Genomic DNA, 23,876 nt, shown 5'->3' on the forward strand with positions numbered 1-23,876 from the left:
CCCGGGGCGGGGGGGGGGCGGCGGCGCCCCCCCGCCCCCCCCCGGCCGCCCCCGGCCCGCCGCCCCCCCCGCGCGCCCCCCCCCGCGGGGGCCCCCCCCCCCCCCCCCCCGGGGCCGGTGGGGGTCCGGGTCAGTCCGGCAGGGTCAGGTGGAAGGAGTCACCGGGGCGCAGGGTCACCGAACGGTCGACCAGGCGGATGTCCACGGGGCCACGGTCGGATTCCGGCACCGAGATGTCGAGCCCGCCCGCGCGCATCCGGAAACGGATACCCCAGTGCTGAAGGTAGTGGATGGCGAACTCGTAGCCGGACAACTCGGGTTGCGGCACCGGATCGAGGCTGAGCGCGGCGTCGGCGCCCACCCGCAGACCCGTCAGGCAGCGCTGTACGAGGTCGAGGGTCCCGGCCATCGCGCCGAGGTGGATGCCCTCCCCCGTGGTGCCGCCCTGGAGGTCGGCTACGTCCCCGCGCAGCGCCTCCTGGAAGAAACTCCACGCCTGGGTGGGACGCACCCGGGCCAGCACCCAGGCGTGCACGAGTCCGCTGAGGGTGGAGCCGTGACTCGTGCGGGCCACGTAGTAGTCGACGGTGCGTCTCCACGTGTCCTCGTCGAGCGTGTGCCCCAACCGCGCGAAGAGGGAGCGCAGTTCGCGTGGCGGGAAGAGGTAGCCGAGCATCAGCACATCGGCCTGTTTGGAAGCCTGGTAGCGGTTGACGCTGTCGCCCTCGGCCTCCAGTACGCGGTCGAGCCGGCGGATGTCCCCGTACCGGGCGCGGTAGCCGACCCAGTCGAGTTCGCTCAGCTCCCCGTACCCGGCGAACTGGCTGATGACGCCCTGGTGGAAGGGGATGTGCAGCCGGCGCGAGACGTCGTCCCAGTGCGCGAGTTCCGAGGCGTCGAGGCCGGTGTGCTCGGCCAGTTCCCGCCTGCGCGGAAGCGGCAGGTCCTCCAGCACCTCCAGGGTGCGCTGAAGGACCCAGGCGGCGGTCACATTGGTGTAGGCGTTGTCGTCGAGCCCCGGTCGTGGGGCGTCCGGGTACGCGTCGTGGTACTCGTCGGGACCGACCACTCCTTTGATCCGGTAGCGGCCGAGGCCCTGGTCCCACTGCGCGCGGCCGGCCCAGAAACGGGAGATCTGGAGCAGCGTCTCCGCACCCTCGTTCTCCATGAAGCGGGCGTCCCCGGTGGCGCGGGCGTAGCTCCACACGTTGTACGCGACGGCCGAGCCGATGTGCTGCTGGAGCCGGGAGTGGTCCGGCAGCCATCGACCGGAGCTGGGGTTGAGGTGGAGCTCCTGGGTCTCCTCGCGGCCGTCGCTGCCGCTCTGCCACGGGTACATCGCGCCCTCGTACCCCGCCTCGCGCGCCAGGCGGCAGGCCCGGTCGAGCCGGCGGTGACGGTAGCGCAGCAGCCCTTTGGACACCTCGGGCAGGTGCAGGTTGAGGTAGGGCAGGACGAACAGCTCGTCCCAGAACACGTGCCCCCGGTACGCCTCCCCGTTGAGGCCGCGCGCGGGTACCCCGGCGTCGAGGTCGGCGGTGTGCGGGGAGAGGGTCTGGAGCAGATGGAACTGGTGGAAGCGCAGGATGTGCCCGGCTTCCCCCGGCACCTCCAGACAGGCCCGGTGCCACAGCCGCTGCCAGGCCAGCCGGTGGGTGATGAGCAACTCCTCGAAACCGGGCGCGTTCGCCGCCCGGTCGAGGACCGCGTCGAGCGGTTCGCTGATCGCGGCGTCGCGCGAGGTGTGCAGCGCGACCACCTTGTCGACGGTGACGGGGGTGTCGCGCCCCAGCCGCACGGTGAGCCGGGTCGCGGGGCGCGAGGTGTCCTCGGTGACCGCCTCGGCGCGGGCCTCGCCCGCGCAGGTGGTGCGGGCGGCGAGGGCGATTCCGACCGCAGAGGTGGTGGTGCGCGCGCTGACCCACACGGTGCCCGCCTCGGGGCTGCCGCTGCGGACCGCGGTGAGGTGCTGTCCGTTGAGCTGCCGGTAGCGGGCCACCCCGTTGTTGGTGACCCCGGCGTCCAGGGCGGACTCCACGTCGAGGTCCCCCTCGAAGTCCTCCGCCGTGAACTCGGTGCGCAGGGCTGCGAGATGCGGGTCGTCCATGTGCACGAGCCGGGACTGGCGCACGCGCAGCCGACGGCCCTCCGCGTCCTGGTAGCACAGGGCGCGCTCGAAGACGCCGGCCCGCAGGTCCAGTTGCTGCCGGTAGGAGACGAGCGAGGGACCGTCCGGGGTGAACCAGTCGCCGGGCCCGAGTCCTTCGGAGTGGTGCAGCCGGAAGCGCAGCGGCAGCCAGTTGGGCAGGTTGACCATGTCCTCGTTGCGCACGGTCTGCCCGGCGATGTCGGAGGAGAGCCGGTTGTAGAGGCCGGCCACGTAGGTGCCCGGGTAGTGCACCGTGTCGTCGGCGCACTCGGGGGCGGCGCCGCGGGTGGCGAAGTACCCGTTGCCGAGGCTGCACAGGGACTCGCGCAGCGTCTCGTCGGCGGGGTCGTAGCCCTCGTACGCCCAGGTCCAGTCAGCCATGTCCGTCCCCTGTCTCCGGGCTCTGCCGCGCCTTCGGCTCTCCGGGTTCGGTGACGACCGCTTCGGTGGCGACGGCCTCGGCCGGGCCCGGTGCGGCCGGAGGGCCGGGCGCGCGCAGGAGGTCCGCGAGATCGGCGACGACCACGTCGGCCCCGTGCCGGCGCAGCGCCCGCGCGCTGCCGGGTCCCGCGATCCGGTCCACGCCGACGACCAGCCCGAAGCCCCCGCGCCGGCCTGCCTCGACCCCGGCCTGCGCGTCCTCGACGACGGCCGCGTTCGCCGGCTCTGCGCCGAGCCGGCGGGCGGCCTCCAGGAACAGCGCGGGGTCCGGCTTCCCCGGCAGCCCGAGCCGCGCGCTCTCGCCCCCGTCGACCAGGGTCGTGAAGTACGGGAGCAGCCCGGCGCGGTCCAGGATGTCGTGCGCGTGGTGCGAGGCGGAGGCCGCGGCCATCGGCACCCCCGCCTCTTTCAGCGCTTCGAGGAGCCGTACGGAACCGGGGAAGGGCTGGATGCCGCCCTCCCGCAGCCGGCGCGTGAACAGGCCGTCCTTGAGCGTGGCGACGGCGGCCACCGAGTCCGTTCCCGCGGGCTCGCCCGCCCGCCCCTCGGGGATCGGCACCTCGCGCGAGCGCAGGAACGCGGCGGCGCCGTCGAGGCGGGACTTGCCGTCGACGTGCGCGGGATAGTCGGTGGAGACGTCGAAAGGGCGGGCGAGGGCGGGATCGGCGGGCGGGTGCTCGCGCAGCGTGACGTCGAACGCCTCCTTCCACGCCTCGGCGTGGACCCGGGCGGAGTCGGTGAGGACCCCGTCCGTGTCGAAGACCACGGCCTCGATGTCCTGGAGCAGCGCGGCCGGCACCTCCCGGGCGGTCACCGCTCGCGCCTCGGGGGACGGCTCCGCCGCCCGGGGACGGCGGAGCGGGAGCCGGGGGTGGGGGCCGTGGTCATCGAAGCGTCCTTCCGGCTCGGAGCTGGGCTTTCGTCGCGCGTCGCACTGCTCGTCACGCTAACGGCAGGCGCGGGGGGGCGCAGCGCGAGCGGCCCCGGGCGGGGTACGGGGCGGCGTCCGCGGGGGGCCGGTTCGCGGTGGCGGGGTGAGCGGGACGCATCACCTCCCGCCCCGGTGAGGCTTCCCCGCGCCGGGCGCCAGCGGACACGCCAGCGCGGGTTGAGGGTCACCCGAAAGGGGGACTCGACGGATGCTCTGTGTAGTCGGTTAACTACACAGAGGAGTCACCGAGGGATCTTCCCTGGTTCAGACTCCCTGCCGTCTGCGCGTCCGCGCGTCCACAGGTCCACGTGTCCGCCAGGTGATCACGTGTCCGAACAGGGGGAGTGTCATGGCCGTGTTGTGCGAACCGGTGACCGAGGTGCCCGAGTACGTCGTCACCATGGAGGAGACCCTGGCGCTCGCCGCCGACCTATACCGAGACCATGCCGAACTCCGCCTCGTGCAGCGCCTGATCACCAATACCGGAGTCCGCAAGCGTCATCTCATCCAGCCCTTGCGCCAGGTGCTGCGACATCCGGGCTTCGAGGAGCGCAACGCCCTGTTCGTCCGTGAGGCCCAGTCCCGGCTGCCCGGTGTGGTGCGCCGGGCCCTGGCCCACGCGGAGCTGGACCCGGATCAGGTGGACCTGCTGATCTTCGTCTCCTGCACCGGCTTCGGGATGCCCTCGCTCACGGCGTGGATGATCAACGCCCTGAGGATGAGGCCGGACACCCGCCAGTTACCCATCGCCCAGCTGGGGTGCGCGGGCGGGGGTGCGGCCGTCAACCGCGCGCACGACTTCTGCACGGCCTATCCGCAGGCCAACGCGCTGGTGGTCTCCTGCGAGTTCTGCTCGCTGTGCTACCAGCCCACGGACGTCGGAGTCGGCTCCCTGCTGTCCAACGGCCTGTTCGGGGACGCCCTCGCGGCGGTCGTGGTCCGGGGTGAGGGCGGCCGGGGTATGCGCCTGGAACGCAACGGCTCCTACGTCATCCCGCACACCGAGGACTGGATCTCCTACGCGGTGCGCTCGACCGGGTTCCACTTCCAGCTGGACCGCCGGGTCCCCGGCACGATGGAACCGCTCGCCCCGGTGCTCCGCGCGCTCACCGACCGGCACGGCTGGACCGCGTCCGACCTGGACTTCTACATCGTCCACGCGGGTGGCCCCCGCATCCTCGACGATCTGAGCCGTTTCCTCGGCGTGCCCTCGGAGGCGTTCCGGCACAGCAGGGCGACGCTCACGGAGTACGGGAACATCGCCAGCGCCGTCGTCCTGGACGCCCTGGGCCGGCTCTTCGAGGAAGGGTCGGCGGCCCACACCGACAAAGGACTGCTCGCGGGCTTCGGCCCCGGAATCACCGCCGAGATGTCACTCGGCACCTGGACGGAGGCGGCATGAACAGGCATGAGAACACCGGAGGGGACGCGAACCGCGAGTACGGCGCGGCCTCGGGGCGGGAGGTACCGCCCCGAGGGGTGCCCGCCCCCGGGCTGCCGGAGACCCCGCGTACGCCGCCCTCCGCGGACGCCCCGCCCTCCTGCCCCTTCTCCGGCCTCTCCGGCGCGGACGCCTCGGCCGGGGCGCGCCCCGGGGCCGGCTCCGCGCCGGAGACGGTCACCGAGACGCGGACCGTGTCCGGGGCCCGGACGTCCGGTTCGCGGACCGTGTCCGAGGAGGAGGTGGTGGACTGGAGGGTGGAACACCTGGACGGACTGGAGACCGACCCGGTGATCGCGGCCTCTCTCACCTGTCCGGGGATGCAGAAGGTGAGGCTGCCGTACGGAGAGGAACCGGCGTGGCTCGCGGGGCGCTACGCGGACGTGACCCGCGTGACGAGCGATCCGCGCTTCAGCCGGACCGCGCTGCTCGGCCGTTCGGTCACGCGGCTGGCCCCGCACGCCATTCCCCTGCGGGACGCCGTGGGCTTCGCCGATCCCCCCGAGCACTCGCGGCTGCGCCGCTCGGCCGCCGCCGCGTTCACCGCGCGCCGCGTCGACCGGCTGGAGCCGCGCGCTCAGGAGCTGATCGACTCCATGCTCGACGCGCTGGCCTGCGCGGGGCCGCCCGCGGACCTCATGGAGCACGTCACGACCCCCTTCGCGCTCGCCGGTATCAGTGAGCTGATGGGCATCCCGGAGGAGGACTGGCCCCGGATGGCCCGGTGGACGGGCCTGATCATCTCCTCCCGGCAGGGAAGGGAGACCAGCGAACGCGCCAAGACGGAGATCGAGGAGTACTTCGCGCGGCTGGCGGCCCGGCGCGAGCGCGCACCCGGGGAGGACCTGCTGAGCCAGCTGCTCGGCGCCGAGGAGGCGGGCGGCATCAGCCGGGAGGAGGCGATCGCCTTCGCGGTGCTCATGCAGATCAGCGGGATGAACGCGGTGAGGCTGAACTCCTCGACGCTGATGTACGTCCTGCTGACCCGGCCCGAGCTGGCCGGGCGGCTGCGCGAGGACCCCGGACTCGTCCCCAGGGCGGTCGAGGAGCTGCTGCGGTGGATGCCGCACCGCAACGCGGTGGGGATGGCGCGTATCGCCGTCGAGGACGTGAACGTCGGCGGGGTCAGGGTCCGGGCCGGCGAACCGGTGCACTCCTCGTACCTCGCGGCCAACCGGGATCCCGAGGTCTTCGCACGGCCGGACGAGATCGATCTCGACCGCGCCCCGAACCCGCACCTCGCCTTCGGTCACGGCCCGCACTACTGCGTGGGGGCGGCGCTCGCCCGGCTGGAGCTGAGGGTGCTGGTGCGGGCGGTGCTGGAACGCTTCCCCCGGTTGCGTCTGGCGGTGGAGCCGTCAAAGGTGCGGTGGCGCCGGGGCGAGCTGATCCGGGGCCCGGTGGCCCTGCCGGTGGCCTGGTGACGGGGCACGGGCTTGCGCTGCCACCGGGGGGCGGACGGCGGCTGGAGGGGCCGGCTCAGCACATGACGTTCAAGGTCACCGGTGAGCGCAGCGCGGTGGGGTCGCTGTTCGAGGTCGTGGTCCCGGTGGGCTTCGACGTGGGCGCCCATGTGCACCGGCGGAGCGAGGAGTTCTTCTACGTCCTGGAGGGCGAGGTCGACCTGTTCGCCTTCGAGCCCGAGGCGCGCACCTCCGGGGACTGGCGCCACTGGCGTTCGGCGTCCGGCGACCGGGTGCTGCGCGGCGGGCCCGGCGCCCTGCTGCACGTCCCGCCCGGCTGCCCGCACGGGTTCGCCAACGCGGGGCGGGCTCCGGCCCGGATGCTGTTCCAGGCCGCTCCCCCACCCGCACACGAGCGCTACTTCGAGGAGCTGACGGAGCTGCTCACCGGGACGGGCCCGCCTCGCCCCCAAGACGTGGAGGAACTGCGCGAGCGGTACGGCATCGAGCAGTTGACGCCGCTGAGACCGGGAGTTGCCCTGCCGCCGACGCCGGGCGGCGGGAAGGCCACGCCTCCGTGAGGCACGATCGCGGCCGGGCGGCGACGGCGGCGGACCGGGTCGCCCCGGCACGGTCCGCCGCGCCGCCCCGCAGCCGGCGTCAGCGAGGTGGAACAGGCGGGGCCGATCAGGGGCCGGACCGGGCACGGGCGCATCAGGTGGTGAGCGGACCGGGCACGGGCGGATCAGGTGGCGGGCGGCGCGCTCCGCAGGTCGTCCTCCGGCACGCTCGTGCCGGCCCCCGGCGCGGTGCCCTTGGTCCAGCGGCTGGTGCCGACCACGGCGGCGGTGCCGACGTCCAACGGGACCTCGGCCCGCACCCGTTGGGCGGGCAGTCCCGCGCCCGGCTCCACCTCCAGGAACACCCCGGGGGCCGGGTGCCCGGTGGTGACGGTGTTGCGCCAGGCCAGGATGGTTCTGGCCCGCTCGCCGCGGCGCAGGGTGACCTCACCGCGCGGCTCGTCGGGGGACAGCCCGGAGCTGATCGTGTCGGTGCCGTGCAGGACGCCCACGCCCGTGTCCGCGCCGTCCTCACCGAGCAGCCGCAGCTCGGGGTATCCGCCGACCCGGAACCGTTCGAGACCGCAGTTGGTGATCCACACCGACATGACCCGCAGCCCCATCGCGGCATCGCCCCGGTCCGCCGTGATCCGCACCCCGGAGGACGGACAGGCCGGGGCCGAGGGGCTCGTCCCGGACCCGCCGCCGGGGCCGGGCCGGAGGCCGTGGGGCGAGGAGGTGGGTACGGGCGTCGCCGGCGCCGCCGCGTCGTCCAGGTTCTTCCAGGTGGTGCACCCGCTCAGGCACAGCGCGGCTGCCGCGAGGGCGGCGATCGGCGTCAGGGGCCGGCGGCGCGGCGCGGGGGACATGGCCGTGATCATGCCACACCGCGCCCCCGGGCCCGCCCAGTGCCCCTACAGCACGCGGGACTTGCCCACGCCGGCGCGAGTGAGCAGGACGTAGAGGAGCAGGGAGGTGGCGAAGCCGACCGCCCAGCCGTAGTCGGCGAGGGGCTGGAGGAAGGGGATCAGCCCGTCCCGGGGGAACGGCCCCTTGCCGGGCGCGGAGTGGGAGCCGCCGACCGCGAGCAGTCCGCCCAGTACGAAGGCCGCGACCGCCGCCGGGTTCCAGCCGCCGCGGTACCAGTAGCGGCCCTCCTTGCGGTACAGCTCGACCAGATGCAGGGAGGTGCGGCGCATGATCCAGTAGTCGGCGATGAGGATGCCCGCGACGGTGCCGAGCAGGCCGCCCACCACTCCGAGCCAGGTGAAGATGTACAGCTCCGGGGTGGCGATGAGCTTCCACGGGAAGATCAGCACGCCCACCACTCCGGTGATGAGCGCTCCGGTACGGAAGGTGATGAGGCGCGGCAGGAGGTTGGAGAGGTCGTAGGCCGGAGAGACGACGTTGGCGGCGAGGTTGGCGGAGACCGTGGCGACGAGCACGGTGACGAGGGCGAAGAGCAGCCCCACGGCGTTGTCGGCCTTGGCGGCGAGTTCGACGGGTTCCCAGACGGGCTCCCCGTAGACCGCCTGGGAGCCGGAGGTGACGAGCACCGAGAGCAGCGCGAAGGCCGTCATGGTGGTGGGCAGGCCCAGCGACTGGCCCCAGACCTGGGCGCGCTGTCCCTTCCCGAATCGGGTGAAGTCGGGGATGTTCAGGGACAGGGTGGACCAGAAGCCGATCATGCCCATGAGAGCGGGGAAGAACACGGGCCAGAAGTCGCCACCCCAGCCCAGCTGTGAGGGCTGGTCGAGCAGCGGGCCGAAGCCGCCGGCCTCGTTGGCCATCCAGCCGAGCAGCGCGAGGGCACCGATGAAGACGAAGGGGCCGGCCCAGTTCTCGAAGCGTCTGAGGGTTTCCATTCCCCGGTGGATGATGAGGAGTTGGAGTACCCAGAACAACCCGAAGCACAGCCACAGCGGCCACGGGTAGCCGCCGACCTGTCCGGCGCCGGTCCAGGAGCCGCCGGACAGCTTGTTCAGCAGGACGAAGACTCCCTGCCCGCCGATCCAGGTCTGGATGCCGAACCAGCCGCAGGCCACGGCGGCCCGGACGAGCGCCGGCAGGTTGGCCCCGCGCAGACCGAAGGAGGCGCGGGCCAGCACCGGGAAGGGAATGCCGTACTTGGGCCCGGCGTGACCGGTCAGCAGCATCGGCAGCAGGACGACGACGTTGGCCAGGGCGATCGTGAGGACCGCCTGGAGCCAGTCCATGCCGAGCGCGACGAGCCCCGAGGCGAGCGTCCAGGACGGGATGTTGTGCGCCATCCCGATCCACAGCGCGGTGAAGTTGTAGGTGCCCCAGTGCCGGTCGGCCACCGGTATGGGGCGCAGGTCCTCGTTGGCGTAGGGGGAGTCGGCGGGGAAGGCACCGGGCAGCAGCTCGACGCGGCCGTCGGCGGCGACGGACTGGGTCCGGTCCGGCGGCACGCTCTTCGCCGGCGACCCGGCGGTGTCGGTGAGTTCGCTCATGGCAGGCCCTTCGGGGAGCGGCGGGCGGGGACAGACGCGGGTGCCGTGCTCATGTGCCATGCGGGTGCGGGGACGTGGGGCCGCGCCGCGGTGGGAGCGGCGGGGGCCCCGGGGAGGGGCTCAGCCGTTCAGGACGGGGATGATCTCCTTCCCGTAGGTGTCGATGACCGCCTCGCGGGCGTCGTGCATCGCGTACAGGGCGAACTGGTCGACGCCGAGGGCACGCAGTTCCCGCAGTTTCTCGATGTGCGCCTCGACGGGGCCCAGGACGCAGAAGCGGTCGACGATGTCGTCCGGCACGAAGTCGGCCGAGGCGTTGCCGGCGCGGCCGTGGTGGCTGTAGTCGTAGCCCTCGCGAGCGGCGATGTACGCGGTCAGCTCGGCCGGCACCTGTGAGGTGTCGCTGCCGTAGCGGGCGACGAGGTCGGCGACGTGGTTGCCGACCATCCCCCCGAACCAGCGGCACTGCGCGCGGGCGTGCGCGAGGTCCGCGCCGACGTAGGCGGGGGCGGCCACGCAGATGGTGACGGACGCGGGGTCACGGCCCGCGTCGGAGGCGGCGGTGCGCACCGCCTCGACCATGGTCGCCGTGAGGTAGGGGTCGGCGAGCTGGAGGATGAACCCGTCGGCGCGCTGCCCTGTGAGGGCGAGGGCCTTGGGCCCGTAGGCGGCCGTCCAGACGGGCAGCTTCCCGTTCTTGACCCAGGGCAGCCGCAGGTCGGTGTCCCCGACACGGGCCTGCCGGCCCTCGGCGAGATCGCGGATGACCTCGACGGCCTCGCCGAGCCGGGCGAGGGTGTTCGGCGCGCGGCCGGCGACCCGCATCGCCGAGTCGCCGCGGCCGATTCCGCAGACGGTGCGGTTGCCGAACATGTCGTTGAGGGTGGCGAAGGTCGAGGCGGTCACCTCCCAGGTACGGGTGGAGGGGTTGGTGACCATCGTGCCGACGACGAGCCGTTCGGTGTGTTCGAGGATCTGGCTGTGGACGACGAAGGGTTCCTGCCACAAAACCGCCGAGTCGAAGGTCCAGCCGTGGGTGAAGCCCTGCTGCTCCGCGCGCCGCATGAGGGAGACGACGGTGGAGGCGGGCGGGTCGGTCTGGAGGACGAGTCCGAAGTCCATGCGGCTTCACTCCTTGCACTGCGTCTGGCCGGGTACGGGAGGTGACCCGGGACCTGCCGAGAACCTGACCGGCGCGGCGTGCCGCACGTGCCTTCGTACGGAGTGCGCGCGCGTCCCCTGCGGGCCGCGCGGGCACCTCCTCCTCCGGTACGCAAGCACTTCCGCTCGCCGGGCACCGTGCGCCCGGGGGGCGGACGGTCCCGACGCGGCCGGGGCCCGTGCGTCCGTACACTCCAAAAGCACCGCCCTGGGCGACGTCGCTCCCGGAGATCCTTCCACACGGGGCCGTGCCGAACCTCGAACGACGACGCCCGGAGGCGAGTCGCGAAGGGTCAATCGTGGACCGGTTTCCGCGCCTTGGGAAGAGGACGGCCGCAACCCGGCGCCCGGGGCCGGCGAACGTCCGTGAAGCCGCCTCCGCACGCCGATCCGGCGCCCGGGAAGGAGTCGTCCGCGCACCCGTTACCGCGCCCCGCCCGGCCGGTCCCGGCCTCCCCGCCGCGCCCGCTGACCGGCGGGTGGGCCGCCGGTCAGCCGCGGGTGACGCTCACGCCGGTGACCCCCAGGAGCCCGGCGAGCGGGACCTTCGCGGTGAGCTGGCCGGGGTGGACCCGCAGCCGGTCGCGGCGCAGGAGACCGAGCAGCCGTTCGGCGAGGGGCATGACCATGTGCCGGCCCCAGCAGCGCTCCCCGGCGTGGCCGAACGGGAGGTAGCCGGGGTGGTCGTCCGGGTCGGCGCTCTCCCATCGCTCGGGGCGGAACGCCTCCGGATCGTCCCAGTGGGCCGGGGAGCGGTGGCTGAGCAGCGGCAGCATGAGCACGTCGTCCGAGGTCCGGATGCGGCCGTCCAGGGCGGTGAACTCCGGGCTCGCGACCCGCAGCAGGTTCCAGGAGGGCGGCAGCAGCCGCAGGCTCTCCAGCAGGATGTGCGTGTCCGGTGTCCCTTCGTCGAACGGGGCACCGAGCCACAGCGCGTTCGTGACGAGCGCGGAGACGGTGAAGCACACGGGGGCGGCGGCCCGCCGGTAGAGGCCCATGGCGTGCCGTCGCGCCGCGTAGCCCTCGGCCGAGGTGACGAGACCCGCGAGTCCGGACAGGGGAAGGTGCCCCGCGGCGGGCGCCACCGGCCGGGCGGCCCCGGCGGCGATGACCGCCCAGGTCAGTTTGGGGGTGAGTTCCAGCCTGCGGTCCACGAGGACGCGGAGCCGGTGGGGATCGGGGCCGAAGACGAGGTCACGCAGGTAGCGGTGGCCCACCTGGGGCCACTCCCCGGTGAGGCGCACGGGGGTGTCCAGGGAGGTGGCGAGTGCCGCTCGCACGTCCTGTCCGACCGCCCGCATCACGGCGGACGCCTCGGGCCGGCCGATACTTCTGCCCCGCAGAGGTTTGAAGGTCGGCCGTTCGAATTGGTTGGCGGGCCGGGCGGAGAGAATCGCGTCCATGAGCGACGCGTCGGCGACCCCCACCGTCGACTCGTCCAGCCGGAATACCCCGGCTCCTCGGTAATTCCGGAGCAAATCCTCAATGCGCGGGGCGAACACGGTTTCCCGGGTCGGCCGCTCCGTACCGGTCGTGCTCATCAGCGCCTCCCAGGGCCCGAAGAATGCGGTAGCGGTACGGCGGGCCGGCGCCGTGGGGCGCCGGCCCGCCGCTCAGTTCACCGGCTGGTGTCGCCGACGGCCCGGTCAGTACCAGATGTACCAGGCGTACGACTTGAGGCTCTTTTCGGGGACGATCTTCTTCTTGAGGGAGTTGAGGAGCTTCATGGCCGTACCTCCGATGCGAGAGACAGACAGGACGACATACCTCTGGAAGCCGGATAACAGCATTTCCCTCCGGCGCCGCCGAAAGTGAATCCGCACCGGCCGAGGCGTGTCAACATGGCGCAGATCACCGGCCTTTCGGGGTTGAGGCACGGCCGGTCGGCCAACCGCCGCCAAACCGCCCAAATTCTCCGACGGACGCGCAGTTGCTGCCCAATACCGGGGTACGCCATTCCCTCGCCCGGGAAATGCTCGGCAAAGAATTCGGGCGTTCAGCGGCGCAGAGGGGGCGTACGGCGACCGCCACTCCGGAACCGGTCCGCTACCGGACGTGACGGCGCACCGGTGTCCGCGCCCGCGCGTGGGCCGTGTGCGGCGTCCGTCGCCGCAACCTGGCCCGTCCCCGTGACCGGCGGGGCACGGATCGCGACCGGCGGAGTGCTGTGAGGAATGCCACCGGGCGATGCGTACCCCCGCTCACCAGGGGATTCGTTCCTCCTGGCCACCACGCGCCGGGTCACTCGCTTCCGGGCTCGGGCCGCCCTTTGTGAAGATGAGGTGATGCCGACGGCCACCCCGCGGGTTTCCAGAACCGTGACGGGGCCTCGTGCCCGAGAAGCCCCCCTCGCGGACGTCCCGCGGAGACCGGTCCTTCTCCCCGCTTCCCACGGAAAAGTTCCGTCTCCCTACGGAAAGTGCTTCCCCTTGTCCGGCCCCTCCTCCCCCACGGCTCCGTCCGAGGCCACGCCTCCGGCCCGCCCCGGAAGACTCAGCGCCTCCCGCCTCCCGCGTCCGGGCCGCCGCCCGGCGAAGGACCGCGGAGCCGACCGAAGCCCGTGGCGCTGCCTGCGGACGCCCAGCATGCGCTGGTGGTCCCTCGCCAACCTCGTCTCCAACGCCGGTACCTGGATGCAGCTCACGGTGCAGAATCTGCTGGTGCTCCAGATCACCGGTTCCGCCGCGGCGACGGGCCTGTCGCTGGCCGTGCAGGCCGGTCCCGGTCTGTTGCTCGGCCTCGTGGGTGGCGCGGTCGTCGACCGGTGGCCCCGCAAGCTCACCGCCGCGGTGAGCCAGGCCGTGCTGGGCCTCGTCGCCTTCTCCACCGCCGTACTGCTGGGCCTGGGCCTGCTCGACTTCCCGGCCCTCATGGTGCTCGCGGCGGTGACCGGCACGGTCAACACCATCGACGGACCGGCCACCTCGCTGCTGGGCAACGATCTGGTACCGCGGAAGGACGTGCCCTCGGCCATCGCCCTGGGCTCGGTCGTGCACAGCACGGGCCGTCTCGCCGGCACCGCGCTGGCCGCCGTCGCGCTGGGGTCCGTCGGCACCTCCGCCGCCTATGTGGCCAACGGGGTCTCCTTTCTCTTCGTGGCGGCCGTCATCCCCTTCCTGAAGCCGGTGGCGCAGACCACGCGGCAGGTGACCACCCGGGCCGCCGGGTCCGGGTACCCCGGCGGCGGGAGGCGGCGGCGCAGGACGCGTTCCACCGGCACGTGGGAGGGGCTCGTCTACTTCATGCGCCGCCCCCGGCTGGTGGCCCTCGCCGGCATCACCGGGCTCAGCGCGATGTTCGGGCGCAACTACCAGTTGACGCTCGCCGTGCTCGTCACCGGGCCGCTCCACGCCGGACGGGCCGAGTTCGGCACCGTCTCCACGACCCTCGCCGTCGGCGGCATCGTCGGCGCGGTGCTCGCGGGCCGGCTCCAGAACCCCTCGGTCCGGCTCGTGGGCACCCTGGCCTCGGTCGGCGCGCTGCTCCAGGTCGCGGCCGGTCTCTCGCCCGGTCTGGTGGTCCTCCTGCTGCTCGTGGTGCCGATGGCCGTCGTGGAGTCCGTGTCCGACACCGCCGGGACGACGGTGCTCCAGACCGACCCGCCACCCGAGATGCGCGGACGGGTGCTCGGCGTGTGGCGCAGCGCGAGCACCGGCTGGGGGCTGGCCGGACCGCCCCTGCTGGGGCTGCTGCTGGAGTACGCCGGGGCGCGCGGCGCCCTCGTCTCGGGCGGCCTGCTCGTCGCCGGGGCGATCGCCTCGGGCGCGCTGCTCCACGGCCGCCGCGCGGGGCGCCCGCGGCAGGTGGCCCTCCCCGCCGTCAGCCCTTCCGTGGCGCACCGCGACCCGGAACCGGCGCCGGGCCTCACCGCGGTCGGCTGACCGGCCCGGGAACGGCCCCGTTACCTGATCGTATTGTTCCGGTCGGCCGGGTACTTCCCCCGCCACCAGCGGGAACACCGGCACGGCGACAGGCCGCGAGAGCGGGCCGCCCGGATTAAATCGGCGGGTGTTGACGGCGATCGACCAGCCTTCGCATGCTGATCGGCAGGGCGCCCCAGGGCGGCTCCCCGGCACGGCCGGTGCGGCGCCCGGACTCTCCACGGGCGTCCTGAACTGGTCGAACGAAGGAGAACGTGACTGATGAACGGCAGCGAGTACGGCTCATCCGTCGGCCGGCGGTCCCTGCTGGCCGGTGCCGCGGGCGTCGGGATGGGGGTGGGCGTGGGCATGGCGACGGCTCTGCCCGCGTCCGCGGCCCAGGCCGCCCCCGCGCAGGCACAGGCACAGACCCCGGCACCGGCGGCCGGGCGGCACCCCTCGAACTGGCCCGAACCCGAGCCGTACGGTCTCGCGGACACCCGCCCCGACCTGTGGCCGCGCGAGGACAACTCCTTCGTCCTCCCGCTGGAACTGCGCCCCCGTGACAAGGAGCGCGGGGTGGTGTGGATGCGGGACACCTACGTCAACTGCTTCGTCGTGGACGGCCGTCCGCTCTACGTCGCCACCGGCACCACCCGGGTCCCCGGTCTGGAGGTCGCCGCTCCGTGGAACGACGGCCTCTTCGTCTGGACCTCGCGTTCCCTGCGCGGGCCGTGGAAACTGGCCGACACGACCCGTATACGGCCCGGAGCGGAGAAGGGCAAGGTGTGGTCGCCCGAGTTCGTCGGCGAGAACCGGCCCGGCCGCACGGTCGTCGCTCCCTGGCAGGAGTACTGGTACGACGAGCAGTTCGGCAAGCGCGGTCAGGCGTGGGCGCCCGAGCTGCACTACTTCCGGGACAAGTGGTACCTCGTCGCGTGCATGGGCGACCACTCGAAGAAGGTCGGCTCGTTCATGCTGGTGAGCGAGGGCGGGGTGGAGGGGCCGTACCGGCTCGTGAGAGGCAACGAGGAGAAGCCCTTCGGTGACTCGTTCATCGGGGGGCCGGCCTTCATCGAGCCCGGCGCCTACCACCACATCGACGGCAGCCTGTACTCCGAGGACGACCGGGCCTGGCTGGTGCTGCACAACAACCTGTACGCCAGGTTCAGCGACGACATGGAGGACATCGTCCCCCGGACCGGCCTCCCCGCGTTCCGGCAGCAGCCCTACACACCCGAGCCGTACCTCGAAGGCGCGTACGTGTTCCAGCACGGCGGCAAGTACTACCTGCTGCAAGCCGCCTGGGACCGCACCTCGGTCAACGCCGACGGCAGCACGCGGCAGGGCTACGACACCCCCGGCGCCGGTCGCGTGCAGTACCAGTACGACGCGGTGGTCGCCGTCGCGGACCGTTTCGAGGGCCCGTACTCGCGGCGCTGGACCGCCGGGGTGGGCGCGGGCCACAACAACTTCTTCCGGGACGCCGACGGCCAGGTGTGGGCGACGTTTTTCCGCAACCCGGCGTTCGGCCACTGGTCCAGCCCGTCGCGCGTGGCCGACGCGGCCGTGCCCGGCGTGGTGCGGGTGGAGTGGACGGGTCCGCACGGCGACCGCCTGTACGTCGAGCGCCGCGACCGCGGCCGCCCGTCCCGCCACTGACCACTGCCGTCACGGGGTGGCCGGACCTCCCTTCGGGGCCCGGCCGCCCTCGTGCGGGACCCTCTCCGTCAGTTCAGGTACTGGCTCACCCCGCGCGGCAGATACACCCCGTGCCCGGCCTGTCCGACGTAGGCGCGGTCCTCGATCACCGGGACGCCCCGGGAGAGCACGGTCTCCACGCGGCCCGTGACGCGCCTGCCCTCGTACGCGGAGTAGTCGACGTTCATGTGGTGCGTCCGGGCGGACAGGACCTGTTCGGCCCGCGGGTCGTAGACGACGAGGTCGGCGTCGGCCCCCGGGGCGATCGTGCCCTTGCCCGGGTAGAGGCCGAACATCCGGGCCGGGGTGGCGCAGGCGATCTCGATCCACCGGCGGCGGCTGATGTGCCCGTCCACGACGGCCTGGTGCAGGAGGTCCATGCGGTTCTCGACGCCCGGCATACCGTTGGGGATCTTGGAGAAGTCGCCGCGCCCCAGTTCCTTCTGCCCGCTGAAGCAGAACGGGCAGTGGTCCGTCGACACCACCTGGAGGTCGTTGGTGCGCAGCCCACGCCAGAGCGCGGCCTGGTGCTCCCGGGGGCGCAGCGGTGTCGAGCACACGTACTTGGCGCCCTCGAAGTCCGGTTCCGCGAGGTTGTCGGTGGACAGGAACAGGTACTGCGGGCAGGTCTCGCCGAAGACGTTCAGGCCCCGGTCGCGCGCCCCGGCGATCTCCGCGAGCGCTTCCTCGGCGGAGACGTGCACGATGTAGAGCGGGACCTCGCCCGCGACCCGGGCGAGCTGGATCGCGCGGTGGGTCGCCTCGGCCTCCAGCAGCGCCTTGCGCACCTCCCCGTGGTACCGGGGGTCGCTGCGGCCGGCGGCGAGAGCCTGTTCGACCAGGACGTCGATCGCGATGCCGTTCTCGGCGTGCATCATCGTCAGGCCGCCGTTCCGGCCGGCCCGCTGCATGGCGCGCAGGATGCGCCCGTCGTCGGAGTAGAAGACCCCCGGGTAGGCCATGAAGAGCTTGAAGCTCGTGATGCCCTCGGCGACCAGCAGGTCCATCTCCTTGAGCGTCGAGTCGTTGACGTCGGAGAGGATCATGTGGAAGCCGTAGTCGATCGCGCAGTTGCCCTCGGCCTTCGCGTGCCAGGTGTCGAGCCCTTCGCGCAGCGGGCGGCCGACGCTCTGCACGACGAAGTCGACCACGGTCGTGGTGCCGCCCCAGGCTGCGGCGCGGGTCCCGGTCTCGAAGGTGTCGGAGGCGAAGGTGCCGCCGAAGGGCATCTCCATGTGGGTGTGGCCGTCGACCCCGCCGGGGATCACGTACTTCCCGGTGGCGTCGATGGTGCGCCCGGCGCTCCAGCCCTCGGCGGCGGAGGATCCGTGCGCGGCGAGCGCGGCGACGCGCCCGTCCTCGACGAGTACGTCGGCGTGGGTCTCCTCGGCGGCGGTGATGACGAGTCCGCCGCGGATCAGGGTGCGTTCGCTCATGGCTTCGGGTGCGTTCCCTCGGTTGCGGGCGTGCGCGGACGCACGCGGATTCGGTCGACGGGACGGCCCAGGCGTACGGCCCCTGCGGGAGGCCGGGGCCGTCCCGGCGCGGCGCGCGGGACGCGGGGAGACGCGGTACGGCCGGGGCGGCTCCCCCGCGCGGGTGCGGGCGAGGCTCAGACCGCGCGCAGGGCCCGGCCGAGCAGGGCGGCCCCCTCCTCGGCCTCGGCGACCGTGAGGCTCAGGGGCGGGGCCAGGCGCAGCACGCTGGTGTCGTGTCCGCCGCCCTTGCCGATGAGGAGGCCGGCCGCGCGGGCCGCCTCCAGTACGGCGTTCGCGGCGTCCGGGTCGGCCTCCTCGCTGCCGGGACGGACGAGTTCGACGCCGATCATCAGCCCCCGGCCGCGTACCTCGCGTACGTGCGGGAGCCCGGCGGCCTCGGCACGCAGCAGTTCGAGCAGCAGTCCGCCCACCCGGCGGGCGTTGCCCTGGAGGTCGTGCTCCAGCAGGTGGGAGAGGTTCGCGAGGCCGGCCGCCATGGTGACCGGGGAGCCGCCGAAGGTCGAGATGGAGTTGGCGTCCAGGCAGTTCATGACCTCGGCGCGGGCCACCACTCCGCCGACAGACATGCCGTTGCCGATGCCCTTGGCGAAGGTCATGAGGTCGGGGGGTCCTGCCGCGGCGTGGGCCTGCCAGCCCCAGAAGTGGTCGCCGGTACGGCCCCAGCCGGTCTGCACCTCGTCCGAGATCCACAGGATGCCGTGTGCGGCGAGGACTTCGCGGAAGGCGGCGTACAGCCCGTCCGGCGGCATCGTGAACCCGCCGACGCCCTGCACCGGTTCGGCGATCAGCGCGGCGACCCCGCCCCGTGTCTGGCCGAGCAGGTCCTTGAGGTCGGCGACGCAGGCGGCGATGAACTCCCCGTCGCCCAGGTGCGCGTAGGGCCCGCGGGTACGGACGCCGCCGTGCACGTACAGGGTCTGGAGCGGGGAGAGGCTGGTCGGGGACCAGCCGCCGTTGCCGGTGATCCCCACAGCCGAGAAGGAGCGGCCGTGGTAGCTGTTGCGCATCGCCAGGATCTGGTTGGAGCGGCGGTAGGCGGTGGCCAGCAGCAGAGCGGTGTCGTTGGCCTCGGTGCCCGAGGTGGTGAAGAAGACGCGGGCGTCGGGGATGCCGGAGAGGCGCGCGATCCGCTCGGCCAGCTCGACCATCGGCCGGTTGAGGTAGAGCGTCGAGGAGTGGATGACACGGCCGGCCTGCTCGGAGACGGCTTTGGTGACCTCGGGCAGCGCGTGGGCGGTCATCGTGGTGAGGATGCCGCCGAAGAAGTCGAGGTAGCGCCGCCCTTCCGCGTCCCACACGTGGCGGCCCTCGCCGTGCGTGATCTCGACGGGTCGCTCGTAGTAGAGGGCGAGCCAGTCCGGCAGGACCGCGCGGTGCCGGCTGTGCAGCGCGCTCACGGCTGCACCAGGCCCTCGTAGGCGTCGGGCCTGCGGTCGCGGTAGAAGGCCCACTGGTGGCGCACCTCGTCGATGAGGGACAGGTCGAGGTCGCGGACGAGGAGTTCCTCCTGCTTGTCGCTCGCGACCTCGCCGACGAACTGGCCGCGCGGGTCGACGAAGTAGCTGGTGCCGTAGAAGTCGTTGTCCCCGTACTCCTCCTGGCCGACGCGGTTGATCGCGGCGATGAAGTACTCGTTGGCGACGGCGGCGGCGGGCTGTTCCAGCTGCCACAGGTAGGCCGAGAGCCCGCGCGAGGTGGCCGAGGGGTTGTAGACGATCTGCGCCCCGTTCAGGCCGAGTTGGCGCCAGCCCTCGGGGAAGTGCCGGTCGTAGCAGATGTAGACGCCGACGCGGCCGACGGCGGTGTCGAAGACCGGCCAGCCGGCGTTTCCCGGGCGGAAGTAGAACTTCTCCCAGAACCCCTTGACCTGCGGCAGGTGGTGCTTGCGGTACTTGCCGAGGTAGGTACCGTCGGCGTCGATGACGGCGGCGGTGTTGTAGTAGAAGCCCTCGCGCTCGACCTCGAACACCGGGACCACGACGACCATGCCGGTCTCGCGGGCGAGTTCCCTCATGCGGGTCACCGTCGGCCCGTCGGGCACCGGTTCGGCCCAGCGGTAGTGCTCCTCCTCCTGCACCTGGCAGAAGTACGGGGCGTTGAAGACCTCCTGGAACCCGATGATTGCCGCGCCCTGCCGGGCGGCCTCGCGGGCGTGTTCCTCATGCTTGGCGATCATGGACTCGGTGTCGCCGGTCCAGCTTGCCTGGACCAGTGCGGCGCGTACGACGGAAGCCATGCCCTGCTCCTTCGACGGGACGTCAGAGAGCTTCTACGCCCGTAGAGGCGGGCCGTAGAGCCACGAACGTAAGCCTCGCCCCGGCACGGGGCAAGACCGCCGCCGTCAACCGACGCAGTCGATCCCGTTTCGCACCCCAACGGGTGAGCGGCCCCCGCCCCGGGTGTCAGGCGGTTCACGCGGTGCTCAGTCCGGCCACCCGCAGGGCGTGGACGAGGTCGTCGTGACGGCCCGGGGAGACCGAGCGGGCGGCTTCGAGCAGGAGCGGGACGAGCCGTCCGGGCGCGGCCCCGGCGAGCCGCGCGCTGTCCTCCGGGGTCCTGGAGCGGACGAAGGCGCTCGCGAGCCCGCGGGCCTCGGCCCGCCGCCCGTCGGCGTCGAGTGCGAGCAGGGCCTCGGTCGTCTCGCGGGCGGGGCGTACGACGCCCTGGCGCAGGAGCTGGCCCGCGTCCCCGGCACGGCCCGCCGCGTCCAGGGCGCCCGCGAGTTCCACGAGCTGCCGTACCGGCAGGGCGGCGGCCTCCCACAGCACCGTCCCCCAGTCCGCGCCGAGCCCTGAACCCGTCAAGCACTGTGCCAGATAGGGGAGTTGTTGCGGCTTCCAGTGGGCCGCCGCCACGAGCAGGGCGTGCGCCTCGCCGCCCCGGTCGCTCGTCCGCAGGGCGGAGAGCCGGGCGATCAGGTCGTGGGCGGCCCGGGTGGTCGCCGGGTCCTCGGCCGGGGTGGCGGGGCGCCCGGTGGACCGGGGCTCGTCGGGGGCGCCGTTGGCGAAGCGCGCGCCGCGCGGCGCGCGCGTACCCGCCGCCGCGGGGGCGGGAGCGGCTGCCGGAGGGACGGGGGCCGCCGGTTCGAGCAGGGCGTCGTCGATCCCGGCGAAGCGGGCGCCCCGCGGACGCTTCTTGTGCGCCTGCGGGGCGGTGGCGGCCTGCCCGTCGGCGGGTGCCCGTCGCGTACCCGCCGCTGGGGGCACGGGGTGCCGGGACTCCTCCTCGGCGCCGGCCGGAGCGGCGGCCGGCAGCCGCTCCAGCCGGGCGCGCAGTTCGGCGCAGCGGGCCGCGGCCCGCGCCAGATCGTCGCGGGCCCAGGCCAGTTCGCGGCGCAGGGGCTCGGCCCGCTCCTGTGCGGGCGCGGCGTCCAGGGTCCGTTCGAGTTCCCGGGCACGGCGCGCCGCGTAGCGGTGCTCCTCCTCCATCACCGGGAGCCGCTGCGCCAGTTGGGCGGCGGCCCCGGGCAGCGCGTCGCGGGCGGCGAGGGCGGCCGCGTAGCCGGCGCGCAAGCGGGGGGCGTAGAGGCGCGCCGCGCCGGGGGCCTCCTGCGCGGCGAGGTCGAGCAGGACGGCGTCCACCACGTCCCAGGGCGGGGTCTCCGCGCCCTCCAGACAGGCCCGCATACCGTCGGGGTCCCGCTCCCAGAAGACCCCGCACCAGCCGGAGCCCTGGTCGACCCGGGCCAGCAAGGCGCGCCAGTCCCGGGTGAAGTCCTCGATGGCCGTACCGACCAAGGTGTGTACGGATTCCCATGCGGATACCGGGAGTTGTTCCGCAGCCATTACCGCCCCCACAGACCGTCGCCGTTCAGGGGGGAAGGAAACACCCACCGTGTTACGTCCGGGCTACGGCCCGTTTTCCGGCGGGTTCGACGCGGTCGGCGCGCGCTCAGCCGGCCGTCGTGGTGCCCTCGCCGAAGGTGACGGCGATGCCCACATGGGGCCGCTTCCCGCGCCGCACGAGGGCGGCGGGCTTGTCGGTGAGCCAGAACTGCCAGGTGTACTTGCGGGCGAGCGTCCTACGCACCCGCGTCAGGCCGTCCCCGGTCAGCAGTCGCGCGGTGCCGGTGGCTCGCGGCGCGTCCTCGGCCACCTGACCGCGCACATCGCACGGCGCGACCAGGACACGGGGGTCGCGGCGCAGCCGCCTGACCTTCCACGAGTCCTCCCGGGTCCACACGAGCAGCTCCCCGCCCTCCACGGCGGCCCACACGGGGGTCGCCACCCCGGTGCCGTCCTTGCGGTAGGTCGTGAGGCTCACATAGCGGGCGCGGCCCAGTGCGTCGAGGTCCATGGGGAAAGAGTAGGCCGCACCGGGAACGTCGGCACGGCCCCGCGGAGCGCGGCAGCCGCGAGTACGTGACTTGATCCCCGTGTTCCCCGCGCTGTGGCCGCCTCTTGGGGACGACGTTGGCGACAGCCGCACTCTGAGCGCTCCGCTCCGCGCACGCCTGCCGCGTCCCAGACGGCCCCCGACTCCCCCGCCGGCGGTTCGCGGACGACGGCGCCCTGGCCGCTCGCCCGCTCCGACACCGCCACCTCGACGGAGGGCGCGCCCCCGCGCTCCGGCGTCGAGCGTGTCCTGCCCCTTCCCAGCGGTCGCCGGGACGGACCCGCGCGGGTATCCGCGCTTCCCGGGCCCGCCCCGGTCGTGACCTGAAGGTGATCTTCGGGTCGTTTCCCGACAAGATTCCTCTCCGGCTTTCCGTTACCGGCAGGTCACGGCCATTCTGTATGCGGGCGCGCGCGCATGACGGCCCGTCCCGGCGGGCATCCGCCCGAAGGAGGGCTGCGCGCCGGTCGTCCGCGAAGCCGATGAAGGGAAGAGCCACCCATGATCCACTCAGCGCTGGCGGCGACGGTGCCGTGCCCGGACTGGGTGTTCCTGTTCGTGGCGCTGCTGGCCACCGCCGTGGCCTGTGTGGTGGTGCCGCTGCGCATCGAGATGAGCAGGACGCACGCCGCCCCGGCCGACACCGCCGCGCGCCCCGGGGCCCCGGAGGCGTGAGCACGCGTCGGGGCGCGGCGTCACGGACCGGGCCGGCGGACGCCCGGCCGCACCTGCTGTACGTCACCGACCTCGCCTACCGGGCCGCCGGACGCCGCTACGCCGACGAGGACCTCGGCCTGTCCGCGCGGCTGCGACAGCTCTTCCGCGTCGCCCTGTGCGACCCGAGGGACGCGGTGGCGCTCATGGACGGCTTCGACGGCGTCCTGGTGCGCAACAGCGGCCCGGTCCTGTACTACCGCGAGGAGTACGCGCAATTCCGGGCCGAGGCGCTGCGGCGCGGCACCCGGGTGTACAACCCGCTCACCGGGCGGGGCGACATGGCGGGCAAGAACTACCTCGTGGAGATGGCGTCGGCCGGGCTGCCGGTGATCCCGACGGTGCGCGGCGGCGGGGACCTGGACGCCCTGCCCGCGGCCCGGGAGTACGTCGTGAAGCCGGTCGACGGGGCGGACTCGGTGGGGCTGCGCCGGCTGCCCCGCTCCGCCCTCGCGACCGAGGCCGGGCCGGGGACGCTGGTCCAGCCGTACGTCCCGTTCCGTTACGAGGTGTCCTTCTGCTTCGTGGACGACGCCTTCCAGTACGCCCTGTACGCGCCGGACCCGCTGCGGCGCTGGGAACTCGCCCCCTACGAACCCAGCGCGGCCGACCTGGAGTTCGCCCACCGCTTCATCCGCTGGAACACGCTGGAGCACGGCGTCCAGCGGGTCGACGCCTGCCGTACGGCGGCCGGGGAACTGCTGCTCGTGGAGCTTGAGGACCTCAACCCGTATCTGTCGCTGCACTTGCTTGAGGAGCCCGCGCGGGAGGCGTTCACCGAGGCGCTGGGCGCATCCCTGACCGCCTTCCTGGGCTGAGCGGCAGGCACCGCGAAAACCACCACTTAACCCTCCGGGCGCGCGAGGCGTCAGGGCATCAGTGACGGCACGGCCGCGCGCGAACCCGTCAGGATCTTCGCCCTCAGGCCGTCGCGCCCAAGGGCAAGGGCGCGCACGCCTCGTTGACGGCGTCGAGCGAGAGGCCCAGGGCGGCGGCGAGGGCGGCGACGGTGAAGAAGGCGGGTGCGGGGGCGCGGCCGGTCTCGATCTTGCGCAGCGTCTCGGCCGAGACACCGGCCTCGGCGGCGACCGCCGTCATGCTGCGCGCACCGCGCGCCTCCCGCAGCAACCGGCCCAGTCGCTCGCCACGGGCCCGTTCGGCGGGGGTGAGGGGAGTACGGACCATGCGGCCATCTTAAGCCGGGGAG

20 protein-coding genes are annotated in these 23,876 nt (G+C 73.2%); 7 read left to right on the forward strand and 13 right to left on the reverse strand.

Going from position 1 to position 23,876, the window contains the following annotated elements; all coding sequences use genetic code 11:
• Positions 1-130: 130 nt before the first annotated feature.
• Both ACFYMP_RS22180 and ACFYMP_RS22185 read right to left on the reverse strand, forming a co-directional pair.
• Positions 131-2,530: a glycoside hydrolase family 65 protein gene (locus ACFYMP_RS22180; RefSeq protein ID WP_388860287.1), complete on the reverse strand. Its 2,400-nt coding sequence runs from the start codon at positions 2,528-2,530 to the stop codon at positions 131-133.
• The gene (locus ACFYMP_RS22185; RefSeq protein ID WP_388860290.1) at positions 2,523-3,404 is read right to left on the reverse strand and encodes an HAD family hydrolase; all 882 of its coding nucleotides are present in this window, start codon (positions 3,402-3,404) and stop codon (positions 2,523-2,525) included. Before ACFYMP_RS22185 ends, ACFYMP_RS22180 begins: the two co-directional genes overlap by 8 nt.
• Positions 3,405-3,870: 466 nt before the next feature.
• On the opposite strand from ACFYMP_RS22185, the gene ACFYMP_RS22190 reads away from it, so the two are divergent.
• The 3 genes from ACFYMP_RS22190 to ACFYMP_RS22200 all read left to right on the forward strand — a co-directional run bounded on the left by ACFYMP_RS22190 (position 3,871) and on the right by ACFYMP_RS22200 (position 6,946).
• Positions 3,871-4,923, forward strand: coding sequence for a type III polyketide synthase (locus tag ACFYMP_RS22190; RefSeq protein WP_388860293.1), 1,053 nt, complete (start codon positions 3,871-3,873; stop codon positions 4,921-4,923).
• On the forward strand, positions 4,920-6,386 hold the full coding sequence (locus ACFYMP_RS22195) for a cytochrome P450 (protein WP_388860296.1): 1,467 nt from the start codon (positions 4,920-4,922) through the stop codon (positions 6,384-6,386). Before ACFYMP_RS22190 ends, ACFYMP_RS22195 begins: the two co-directional genes overlap by 4 nt.
• A gap of 62 nt (positions 6,387-6,448) precedes the next feature.
• The gene (locus ACFYMP_RS22200; protein WP_388860299.1) at positions 6,449-6,946 is read left to right on the forward strand and encodes a cupin domain-containing protein; all 498 of its coding nucleotides are present in this window, start codon (positions 6,449-6,451) and stop codon (positions 6,944-6,946) included.
• A gap of 164 nt (positions 6,947-7,110) precedes the next feature.
• Here ACFYMP_RS22200 and ACFYMP_RS22205 read toward each other — a convergent pair whose 3' ends face one another.
• From ACFYMP_RS22205 to ACFYMP_RS22225, 5 genes are all read right to left on the reverse strand, one after another.
• Positions 7,111-7,794, reverse strand: coding sequence for a DUF4232 domain-containing protein (locus ACFYMP_RS22205; RefSeq protein WP_388860302.1), 684 nt, complete (start codon positions 7,792-7,794; stop codon positions 7,111-7,113).
• A gap of 45 nt (positions 7,795-7,839) precedes the next feature.
• Positions 7,840-9,399, reverse strand: coding sequence for an NCS1 family nucleobase:cation symporter-1 (locus ACFYMP_RS22210; RefSeq protein ID WP_388860305.1), 1,560 nt, complete (start codon positions 9,397-9,399; stop codon positions 7,840-7,842).
• A 120-nt stretch (positions 9,400-9,519) separates the two neighbouring features.
• Entirely contained in the window at positions 9,520-10,521 is a 1,002-nt protein-coding gene (locus tag ACFYMP_RS22215) for a TIGR03842 family LLM class F420-dependent oxidoreductase (RefSeq protein ID WP_388860309.1), read from the reverse strand.
• Between the two features lie 530 nt (positions 10,522-11,051).
• Complete coding sequence (locus ACFYMP_RS22220) at positions 11,052-12,101, reverse strand: cytochrome P450 (RefSeq protein ID WP_388860312.1); 1,050 nt, start codon at positions 12,099-12,101, stop codon at positions 11,052-11,054.
• Between the two features lie 105 nt (positions 12,102-12,206).
• Positions 12,207-12,350: a tryptorubin family RiPP precursor gene (locus ACFYMP_RS22225; protein ID WP_388860315.1), complete on the reverse strand. Its 144-nt coding sequence runs from the start codon at positions 12,348-12,350 to the stop codon at positions 12,207-12,209.
• A 795-nt stretch (positions 12,351-13,145) separates the two neighbouring features.
• Between ACFYMP_RS22225 and ACFYMP_RS22230 the strand changes: the two genes are divergently transcribed.
• Both ACFYMP_RS22230 and ACFYMP_RS22235 read left to right on the forward strand, forming a co-directional pair.
• Entirely contained in the window at positions 13,146-14,441 is a 1,296-nt protein-coding gene (locus tag ACFYMP_RS22230) for an MFS transporter (protein ID WP_388860318.1), read from the forward strand.
• 261 nt (positions 14,442-14,702) lie between these two features.
• Entirely contained in the window at positions 14,703-16,082 is a 1,380-nt protein-coding gene (locus tag ACFYMP_RS22235; protein WP_388860321.1) for a family 43 glycosylhydrolase, read from the forward strand.
• Positions 16,083-16,150: 68 nt separating this feature from the next.
• Here the strand turns inward: ACFYMP_RS22235 and hydA are convergent, their stop codons facing one another.
• The 5 genes from hydA to ACFYMP_RS22260 form a co-directional block, all read right to left on the reverse strand.
• The gene (hydA, locus tag ACFYMP_RS22240) at positions 16,151-17,557 is read right to left on the reverse strand and encodes a dihydropyrimidinase (RefSeq protein WP_388860324.1); all 1,407 of its coding nucleotides are present in this window, start codon (positions 17,555-17,557) and stop codon (positions 16,151-16,153) included.
• Positions 17,558-17,733: 176 nt separating this feature from the next.
• Positions 17,734-19,017: an aspartate aminotransferase family protein gene (locus tag ACFYMP_RS22245; protein WP_388860327.1), complete on the reverse strand. Its 1,284-nt coding sequence runs from the start codon at positions 19,015-19,017 to the stop codon at positions 17,734-17,736.
• Complete coding sequence (locus ACFYMP_RS22250) at positions 19,014-19,856, reverse strand: nitrilase-related carbon-nitrogen hydrolase (RefSeq protein WP_388860330.1); 843 nt, start codon at positions 19,854-19,856, stop codon at positions 19,014-19,016. Before ACFYMP_RS22250 ends, ACFYMP_RS22245 begins: the two co-directional genes overlap by 4 nt.
• A gap of 175 nt (positions 19,857-20,031) precedes the next feature.
• Entirely contained in the window at positions 20,032-21,357 is a 1,326-nt protein-coding gene (locus tag ACFYMP_RS22255; protein ID WP_388860333.1) for a hypothetical protein, read from the reverse strand.
• A 154-nt stretch (positions 21,358-21,511) separates the two neighbouring features.
• Complete coding sequence (locus ACFYMP_RS22260) at positions 21,512-21,916, reverse strand: PPOX class F420-dependent oxidoreductase (protein WP_388860336.1); 405 nt, start codon at positions 21,914-21,916, stop codon at positions 21,512-21,514.
• A 540-nt stretch (positions 21,917-22,456) separates the two neighbouring features.
• On the opposite strand from ACFYMP_RS22260, the gene ACFYMP_RS22265 reads away from it, so the two are divergent.
• Entirely contained in the window at positions 22,457-22,630 is a 174-nt protein-coding gene (locus tag ACFYMP_RS22265; RefSeq protein ID WP_388860339.1) for a hypothetical protein, read from the forward strand.
• Positions 22,627-23,487: a hypothetical protein gene (locus ACFYMP_RS22270; RefSeq protein WP_388860341.1), complete on the forward strand. Its 861-nt coding sequence runs from the start codon at positions 22,627-22,629 to the stop codon at positions 23,485-23,487. The genes ACFYMP_RS22265 and ACFYMP_RS22270 overlap by 4 nt, the downstream gene beginning before the upstream one ends.
• A gap of 103 nt (positions 23,488-23,590) precedes the next feature.
• On the opposite strand, the gene ACFYMP_RS22275 is transcribed toward ACFYMP_RS22270, so the two are convergent.
• Positions 23,591-23,854: a helix-turn-helix domain-containing protein gene (locus tag ACFYMP_RS22275; RefSeq protein WP_388860344.1), complete on the reverse strand. Its 264-nt coding sequence runs from the start codon at positions 23,852-23,854 to the stop codon at positions 23,591-23,593.
• Positions 23,855-23,876: the final 22 nt, after the last annotated feature.

Origin of the sequence: Streptomyces sp. NPDC007088, assembly GCF_042869355.1 — a bacterium.
Lineage (GTDB): Bacteria > Actinomycetota > Actinomycetes > Streptomycetales > Streptomycetaceae > Streptomyces.